We start from the raw sequence: 7,633 nt of genomic DNA, 5'->3' as shown, positions 1-7,633 counted from the left end.
TATATATTATTCAAAGTTCTTTTGTACTTGTTTCGTACCTGTTTTGAACCTCTGAGTTCGTGTTTAACTATAAGACCCACGCAAGCAGCAATCAATATCATTCGTGTTTTCAGTCGTTTTTATCAGCATATTTTTAGTAAATTATAACATACTTTTAACAGTCTATAAATTCATATACGAAATAATGATATATGCATACAGTATCATTACAATCGAAAAAAGTGCAAGCAGTGTAATAAGTAAAATATCCATAGCTACACTTCACCTCGTTGCATTTTTAAAGCACATGGAATGCACACATAGCAATAACCGTAGTTTTTCGGAAGTTCTTCAAACGGAGCATTACACAGCTCACAAACGCCAAAATCTTTTTCACACATACTTACAGCTCCTTTCCTTAATTTTTAAAAGCTACCTTCCAGAATCTTATGGACTTGATTTACTATGTCATTCCGTTTCACTTGATCCATGACAACACCCGCATTAAAGCATTCTTCAAGAATCCCCTGTAACAAGATTTGAATATCTGCCGATGTAAAATTCTTAGATTGTACCTGTAGTCGTTTAATCAGTGTGTTCAATGCGTTATCAGCACCATAAACAAACAAGTCACGTACATAAAGCATTAATTCTGCTTTGTCTGGTCCATGTTTTTCGAGCCAGTTTTCTTTCTTTTTTAACGTAGGCTTATCTTTTGTCACATAAAGTTTTGTCAGTTTTGCGCCACCAATAAAAGCAGACCACCAACGGGCGATATCTCTACGAGAGCGGTTTTTATCTCCTGTCAAGGTAACAAATTTATAGTGAGCGCCTAAGATACCCGCAAAAAGATCAGCAAGAACACGACCTTCTACCAGTTCTAAAAATGCCATATGCGCTTTATCGCTTCCAAGGCGCAGCTCCCAACGTGTCCAACTTTCTACGTCGTATTCTTCCCCCGCTTTATCAAATCTTTCGCCTTTTTTATCATAGATGTTAAGCTGTTGCGGTTTTCCACCTATGTAAATACTTGCATGGTAGTCTTCCCCTGTTCGTGTGTTAATCTTATTATAGCGGACTACTTTTCCTCGATAAATCAACGTTTTAGCATAGATTTTCTTAAGCAAAAATTGCCATGTATATTTTGAATTAACAAAGTCATGGGCGATATCCATATGTGTGCATTTCCCGCCTAAGTGCTCCAATTCTCTCAATGTGTCATACCATGTCCAGTTTGAATTATTCGCCCAACGAGCTGATTCATACTGACGGCACCCTTGACCGCTAATGTTGATAGTGAAACCTTTATTATAACCATTTTGTATATCCAAGTTGGTGGAATAAAAGACTTGAATATCGTTAAAACTCGCAGTATTTCCATAGTGATAGCTAGCGCCTAAACCTAGCTGTTTAAATTCAAAATCCATGGGATTCAAGTGCAGATATTCGCTAATCACTTCCATGATGTCAAAGGTTTCGTCAGCAAAGCTAAGCGTTAACCAGTCAATTGTAATATAGCGCAGTTCATTGCTTTGTATGTCTGTAGTTGGTTCATTCATGTGTCATTCCCCCAAAATATCTGTTATTTAATTTTGGAAATAGTTTTACTAGTCTAAAAAGCAGTCTATCTCTTGTCGCTCTATGTCTGTATCTATTCTCTATGTATTGTAGACCCCCCTGTTAGTATGGGGGGTCAATCGAAAATTTCGTTATTTTAATTTTGTATAGTCTAAGGTCGTCAAGCGCAACCGCTTTGACGAAGCGACCGCCTGACAAATTCGGAAGTTCCTTCCCAATTCGCCCGACTGTCGATTGTTCGACTTTTGACGTGATAATAAGATCCCTTGGTGCATTGATCGTTCGTGTTTTCAGTCGTTTTTATTGACTGCAGGGAGCAGATCACACACGCAGCGTTGACTAAATCACGAACAAAGTAGTAAGCCGTTTACGTTAAAACGAATTTGTTTCACACCATGACCGCATTTATAAAAATTAAGATTCAACTTTACTTTTTCGCCTTTTTTCAGCTTTGAAATATCGTATTTATTCGCTATCCCTATATCAAAAATTTCACGTGAATCAGGAAATCGAAACTGCAGTGTTTGAGTACGCCATTTTTGGCCGAAACGGTTAATTTCAGTCACAAGTGCTTTGTGCACTATGACATATTCATGTTCTGTATACATTATTCACTCCCTAAACTATTCATTAATCACAATAATACGGTCGCTAGGCTCCTTCTCTTTCTCCTGCTTAGATTTATCTATCAAACGTTGAATCACAGCGTACGAATCATAAGAGCCCCGTAAAGCGTCCTCTTGAATAAAGCTCAGTAACTTTCCTTTCTGCAAATTCTTTCTATCTGTCGTCTTATCCATGTTTTCTATATAATTAATTGCGTCATAGAATCGTGCACGTGTCCAACGTCCAAAAAAAGTACGACACTCAACTACTTCAAAAGTCTGTTCTCTCAAAGGTTTAGACACTCGAGTGAACACTTGAGACGTGGCAAGAATCTTTACGCATCGTTTGCGTTGCTGGGTAATGAAAGCGAGCACTTCCGTTGATACTTTCGAATAGCTATCAAAATCATTTTGAAGTTCGTCCCACAAAATCAACGTGCCGTCGTAGCCTTCGGCTTCTGCTTTTTCAGAGGCTTCCACAATGTCATAAATGGAAAAAATTTCTTCGTGCTGGTAGTTAAACCCAAAGTTAGAAAGTACCTTGACGGTGGGATATTTTTTCATAATGTATAAAGCGTAATAGCATAAACTCATTGTTTTACCAGAGCCTTGACGACCGCAAAATAAAGTTAAACCGAACTCTTTAAAGTTCACAATGCCTTTTTTCTTATTCGAGCGTGCAAGTTCGATATCTTTGAAGAGATAGAGCCATAAGCGCAAAAACTTGTGTTTCCTAAACACTTTCTTAAAAATCTCATTCATTCGCATTCCCCTTTCTTTTTCCTATGACGTTTTATTATTTTCTGGATCACGCAGGCGTGACACAGAAAATAATAAAAACGTACATTCGAATAATAAATGTGTAATTGAGAAGAAACAGCTATTTTTTTAAGTAAATGGTAATAGCTTCCACACCATTTTCAAGAAGCGCCATAAAAACATACCGTGAGAAAAATCAAAGTAAATTCCAGCGCATATAAGCAAGGTGCCGACTGGAAAAAAGTAATCCGCATACCCTAAAAAAATCCGGAATTGTGTAGTATCTGGAAAGTTAAAAACAAAGTCAAAGCTAGGCAGTAAATTAAGAAGCCCGTCAATCAATCCAAAAAAAACATTGATTATGCCATCAAAAATCATTTTTATCCCTCCTATTCGTCATCAGAGCCACCAACGACAGAGCTTCCTACAACCACTTTTTTCCAGCATTTGACAGCTAGAGTCAACCATAAAAGTAACTCAACAATGTTTCTAAAAATTGGTACATAAGTACTTGTCAGAGGCTTTGATAAGCCTGTAAAATCAGTAGTCACACCCATAAAAGAAAATTCGATTGCTTGAAACCAATCCGATTGAATCGGTGTGAACATGCCTAAAATAAAACTGGGAAAAGCGAATATGATTGGAAATTTCTTATTGACAGTATCGCCGAGTGTTTTCACATTGTTCAATACATTACTGCCAGACGGAATGAACAACGCTCCAAAGCTGTCTAAAATGCCGTTTAAACCAGCCTCAAAAGAATTTGAAAGATTAACTATATCTTGACTCAGCTGCTTCCAACCAATCTCAAAAGAATTTGAAATATCTAGTTTATTCAATGCATTTTCAAGTGCATTAAATCCCTCTGTAGCGACAGTTTCAATACTGTTAATAGGATTGATAATAGCACGAGTCATGCCTTTAATAAGTTGTGTAAAAATACCGTCACTGCCAGCTTGACTAGGTATAGTAGAACCAACTTTGAAAAGTAAGTCAATTCCTTTCGTAACTTCTTCAATAGGACTGATGACAGCACGAGTCATGCCTTTAATAAGTCGTGTAAAAATACCGTCACTGCCAGCTTGACTAGGTATAGTAGAACCAACTTTGAAAAGTAAGTCAATTCCTTTCGTAACTTCTTCAATAGGACTGATGACAGCACGAGTCATGCCTTTAATAAGTCGTGTAAAAATACCGTCACTGCCAGCTTGACTAGGTATAGTAGAACCAACTTTGAAAAGTAAGTCAATTCCTTTCGTAACTTCTTCAATAGGACTGATGACAGCACGAGTCATAGCTTTAATTAGAGAAGTAAAAGCGCCATCTGAACTACTAGAACCAGTCGACAGCTGAGTTGCTCTAAAAAGACTGTCTAATTTCGTAGGTATTTCATCTACCGCAGAAGTCAGTTTTTTTTCAGCACTACTCAGCATAATCTCAATACCGTCTGCACGCATTCCAATGAGTGTAGCTAAACCAAGTTGAGTGTTCGATAATTGACTACTTAATGAATCAAAACGAATGTTCATAAGTTCGTTCATTGTATAAACAGTCGTGACTGTTGAAAGCATATCACTAGCAACACCTGATACATTACTCAGAACAGTACCCAAACTTGAAGTAATGGACTTTGTTTCACTAGCAATATCTTTTACACTGTCAATTGTTTCAACTGAGTTCTGTTGTACTTCTTTAATCGTTTTACCATTTTCTTTGACAAAATCGCCAAATGTGTTAACAGATGTGTCGAGACCGTCGAACCAGCTTTCGAATTTTGTATTCGTGCTGTTTAAACCGTCTGTAACAGTTGTCGTGATCTCAACACCTAAATTCATAATTGAATCGTTAATTGTGTTTAAATCAACTGGAGGCGGTGTAATTGTAGCAATTACAGGTCTTCTGGTTTGACTATCGATTTCGGACGCTTGAGCCACGTAATCCAGCGACCAAAAAGCTTGATAAGTGTCAACGTTGCCAATACGCTTATAATTCTTGAGAAAATAATCGCTATGGAATCGGGGCTCACAAACGCTAAAAAAACTAAACCAAAAATAAGTACACGCATAGCCCATTTAAAAAAATATGTCTTTAAAAAATAATTAAATTCTTTATCCATGAAAAAGTCTCCTTTCTTAAAATAAAAAAGTGCATAGGATTTTACACCTATACACTTTTAAGAGTTTAAAAGAACATTGATTTAATGAAGTTGAAGCCTTTTGAAGCAACGCCTGTTAATGCGAAGCAAGCAACACCAACCCCTAATCCGATCGGCACAAATTGACCTGTAGCTGTAACAATCGGTTCGAACATTTCAGCTGTAAACATAAACGTTCTCCTTTCATGTAAGTTTTATATAGAAACTAGAAACTGAAAAACGGTTTGAAAAACCAATCCAAAAAAACAAAAACTAAAATAGCAACTACCACAGTCCCGACAAGTCCAACTGTATAGCCAGTCTGTTGGTGCTGTCTGTCCAACTGCTTTGAACCAGATTGTATTTCAAGCGTTAACGTCTCTAGTGCTTCCCCATTACTTTTAATGGAATCGAGTAAATCCTGTATATGTCTTTCTTGGGTGCCTTGTAAAGCCTCAAGCGCCCCTGTAGAGATCGTTTGGTTGTTTTCAAGCTCTATCTCATGATATTCAAGAAGGAAATTTTCTATCAGCGTTTGAAACTCCTGTTGCGTTTGACGGTCGGCGGTTTCCTGTTCGTCCTCCGCTAACTTTTCGGCAGTAGAAATTTCAAGCTGTTTAGAATCCTCAGTAGCTTGTAAATCACGTTCAATACGTTCACGCTCAAGCTCCTTTTCGTAGAGTTCCTTAAGAGCCGTAATTTCACTTTTCAGCTCGTTCAGGTCGTCCTTAGTAATTTCGCTACTCATATTACTTATTTCTGACTACAACAGCTTTAGTAACAGCAACCAGACTCGGCACAAGATTATAACCACGCTTAGAAAGTTCGATTTCGCAAACAATTGGCTCATTCTTTTCTAGCGTGGGAATAGCAAGTCCTTGACTAATGAAAAACTCATAGTTTTCATATTTTTCAGGATTCCCAACAAGCAACACATTATATGGTTCACCCGCTTTACTTACGCCTGTTCTTGTTCCTAGATAGATTAGTTCGGTATTATTTTCAAACATTCGGTATCTCCTTTCGATTTATATATATATTAAACACTAAAAAGTGTGCAATATTTTCCGCGATTTTTCCGCAAATACCCTTTTACAAAAATCTTTTGTTAAAAATCTATAAATACAGCTATCTCGATTGTCAAACAATTCAACAACCACAATGACATTTTTATGAAAACGCAAATAACAGCCTTTTCTAAGCGTGCCATACACTCGTTCTTTCGATGAAGCTCTAACTTCTTCAAGATCATAAATTGTTATCAATTCTTCTAATTCTTCTACGTCATTCACTTCAAAACGTTCAATGTTTGGAACGATGTAATAGCCTAAAACGTGCTCTTTGTGTCCATGCAGTCTCACTAATTCTGCTCTAAATTTCAAGCAATCTTCAAGACTAAAATTTTGATACGTTACATAGCAATCTAATTTACCACTTCTTTTAATCACTGCAGAAATAACATTGTATGTTTCAGTCATTTACACAACCTCCATTTTTTTGATAAAACATTTTTAGTACAACTGATAAAATCAGTTCTCGTCCGAATATATTAAATAACAAGTTAACTATATTTAGTTATCTATATACATATATTACACTTAATAAAGATATATGTCAACCTTAAAAGGTTAATCGTTTTATTGAATACAGTTATTTTTTAATATAGAATACCTTTAAAGAGGTGAAAAATGCATGAATCAAACAGACGATATAAAGCATAGTGACCTAATAGCAGATAGAATTAGACACTTCGCAAGAGAAAAAGACTTGTCTATAAATCGTATAGCTACTTTAGCAGGATTAACACAATCAACAGTAAGCAATATAATCAACGGAAACAGTCAAAATCCTTCGATTGGAACGATTACAAAAATCTGTACGGCTTTAGGAATTTCTGTAATTGAATTCCTTGACTTTGAACCTTACAACACACGAGCTAACGATCCAGAAACCGAAGAAGAAATCACAGAATACCTTGACGAACTTAGTAAAGAAATCGAACGAATGAGAAAAAAAATAACTAAAAAAAGCTAAATTACAGATAAAAAAGGCTACTGCATAATATGCGGTAGCCCCTTTTCTTTATTCATTAATGCTTATAATACGTCTTAGTAGCAGTCGTTGTAATTGTGCTTATTGGAATAGAAACAAACAAGAAACGCAATGGCAAGTCTAAAGCACCTGTAAAAACCCACAAAATCCCAGATATAAGCAAGCTCAAAAATACCCACTTCCAGCCTATCTTTTTTTTAGTACTTTTAACAAAAGTCTCTTTAGGAACAGAATTAAAATTATTGTTAATAGATTTTCGCCTGTCCGAATATTGTCTATAATATTCTTTGTCACTTAATTCATTTTCATTAGAGTATTGATTTCTGTAGTAATCCCTATCATACATACCCATAAATTTACACCTCTTTCAGATTCGAATCACTGTTAATTATACCAGACAATAGGATAGGAATCTTCAAAAATCAGCTAAATAATAACCAAATAAAACGAATCAAAATAGATAACATTGTATATATTATTCAAAGTTCTTTTGTACTTGTTTCGTACCTGTTTTGAACCTCTGAGT

12 protein-coding genes are annotated in these 7,633 nt (G+C 36.0%); 1 reads left to right on the top strand and 11 read right to left on the bottom strand.

The window, feature by feature from the left end; all coding sequences use genetic code 11:
• Positions 1-404: 404 nt before the first annotated feature.
• The 10 genes from IW492_RS17470 to IW492_RS17425 form a co-directional block, all read right to left on the bottom strand.
• Complete coding sequence (locus tag IW492_RS17470; protein ID WP_202069339.1) at positions 405-1,538, bottom strand: replication initiation factor domain-containing protein; 1,134 nt, start codon at positions 1,536-1,538, stop codon at positions 405-407.
• A 363-nt stretch (positions 1,539-1,901) separates the two neighbouring features.
• The gene (locus tag IW492_RS17465; protein ID WP_202069337.1) at positions 1,902-2,165 is read right to left on the bottom strand and encodes a hypothetical protein; all 264 of its coding nucleotides are present in this window, start codon (positions 2,163-2,165) and stop codon (positions 1,902-1,904) included.
• Between the two features lie 15 nt (positions 2,166-2,180).
• Entirely contained in the window at positions 2,181-2,924 is a 744-nt protein-coding gene (locus tag IW492_RS17460; protein ID WP_236671994.1) for an ATPase, read from the bottom strand.
• A 126-nt stretch (positions 2,925-3,050) separates the two neighbouring features.
• Positions 3,051-3,299 carry a hypothetical protein gene (locus tag IW492_RS17455; RefSeq protein WP_202069335.1) on the bottom strand — a complete coding sequence of 83 codons (249 nt, stop codon included), beginning with the start codon at positions 3,297-3,299 and terminating at the stop codon, positions 3,051-3,053.
• Positions 3,300-3,310: 11 nt separating this feature from the next.
• The gene (locus IW492_RS17450; protein ID WP_202069333.1) at positions 3,311-4,855 is read right to left on the bottom strand and encodes a hypothetical protein; all 1,545 of its coding nucleotides are present in this window, start codon (positions 4,853-4,855) and stop codon (positions 3,311-3,313) included.
• Positions 4,810-5,037 (bottom strand): hypothetical protein, encoded by a 228-nt coding sequence (locus IW492_RS17445; RefSeq protein WP_202069332.1) that lies wholly within the window; start codon positions 5,035-5,037, stop codon positions 4,810-4,812. Before IW492_RS17445 ends, IW492_RS17450 begins: the two co-directional genes overlap by 46 nt.
• Positions 5,038-5,102: 65 nt before the next feature.
• A complete protein-coding gene (locus IW492_RS17440; protein ID WP_202069331.1) occupies positions 5,103-5,246 on the bottom strand; it encodes a hypothetical protein in 144 nt (47 codons plus the stop codon).
• A gap of 35 nt (positions 5,247-5,281) precedes the next feature.
• A complete protein-coding gene (locus IW492_RS17435) occupies positions 5,282-5,803 on the bottom strand; it encodes a hypothetical protein (RefSeq protein WP_202069330.1) in 522 nt (173 codons plus the stop codon).
• A gap of 1 nt (position 5,804) precedes the next feature.
• Complete coding sequence (locus tag IW492_RS17430) at positions 5,805-6,065, bottom strand: hypothetical protein (RefSeq protein ID WP_202069329.1); 261 nt, start codon at positions 6,063-6,065, stop codon at positions 5,805-5,807.
• Positions 6,066-6,101: 36 nt separating this feature from the next.
• Positions 6,102-6,533 carry a hypothetical protein gene (locus IW492_RS17425; RefSeq protein WP_202069328.1) on the bottom strand — a complete coding sequence of 144 codons (432 nt, stop codon included), beginning with the start codon at positions 6,531-6,533 and terminating at the stop codon, positions 6,102-6,104.
• 214 nt (positions 6,534-6,747) lie between these two features.
• Here IW492_RS17425 and IW492_RS17420 point away from each other — a divergent pair, with 214 nt between their 5' ends.
• The gene (locus IW492_RS17420; protein ID WP_202069327.1) at positions 6,748-7,089 is read left to right on the top strand and encodes a helix-turn-helix domain-containing protein; all 342 of its coding nucleotides are present in this window, start codon (positions 6,748-6,750) and stop codon (positions 7,087-7,089) included.
• Between the two features lie 55 nt (positions 7,090-7,144).
• On the opposite strand, the gene IW492_RS17415 is transcribed toward IW492_RS17420, so the two are convergent.
• Positions 7,145-7,459, bottom strand: coding sequence for a hypothetical protein (locus tag IW492_RS17415; RefSeq protein ID WP_202069325.1), 315 nt, complete (start codon positions 7,457-7,459; stop codon positions 7,145-7,147).
• Positions 7,460-7,633: the final 174 nt, after the last annotated feature.

The sequence above is a fragment of the Enterococcus sp. BWB1-3 genome (genome assembly GCF_016745275.1).
In the GTDB taxonomy this organism is placed as follows: Bacteria; Bacillota; Bacilli; order Lactobacillales; family Enterococcaceae; genus Enterococcus_L.
Note: the sequence above shows the minus strand (reverse complement) of the source record. Positions and strands in the feature narration are given on the sequence as shown.

Bases quoted from the DNA above. Each gene is read 5' to 3' on its own strand.
- IW492_RS17435 (WP_202069330.1), bottom strand. From the start codon at position 5,803: ATGAGTAGCGAAATTACTAAGGACGACCTGAACGAGCTGAAAAGTGAA.
- IW492_RS17460 (WP_236671994.1), bottom strand. From the start codon at position 2,924: ATGAATGAGATTTTTAAGAAAGTGTTTAGGAAACACAAGTTTTTGCGC.
- IW492_RS17420 (WP_202069327.1), top strand. From the start codon at position 6,748: ATGAATCAAACAGACGATATAAAGCATAGTGACCTAATAGCAGATAGA.
- IW492_RS17415 (WP_202069325.1), bottom strand. From the start codon at position 7,459: ATGGGTATGTATGATAGGGATTACTACAGAAATCAATACTCTAATGAA.
- IW492_RS17470 (WP_202069339.1), bottom strand. From the start codon at position 1,538: ATGAATGAACCAACTACAGACATACAAAGCAATGAACTGCGCTATATT.
- IW492_RS17440 (WP_202069331.1), bottom strand. From the start codon at position 5,246: ATGTTTACAGCTGAAATGTTCGAACCGATTGTTACAGCTACAGGTCAA.
- IW492_RS17430 (WP_202069329.1), bottom strand. From the start codon at position 6,065: ATGTTTGAAAATAATACCGAACTAATCTATCTAGGAACAAGAACAGGC.
- IW492_RS17465 (WP_202069337.1), bottom strand. From the start codon at position 2,165: ATGTATACAGAACATGAATATGTCATAGTGCACAAAGCACTTGTGACT.
- IW492_RS17425 (WP_202069328.1), bottom strand. From the start codon at position 6,533: ATGACTGAAACATACAATGTTATTTCTGCAGTGATTAAAAGAAGTGGT.
- IW492_RS17455 (WP_202069335.1), bottom strand. From the start codon at position 3,299: ATGATTTTTGATGGCATAATCAATGTTTTTTTTGGATTGATTGACGGG.
- IW492_RS17445 (WP_202069332.1), bottom strand. From the start codon at position 5,037: ATGGATAAAGAATTTAATTATTTTTTAAAGACATATTTTTTTAAATGG.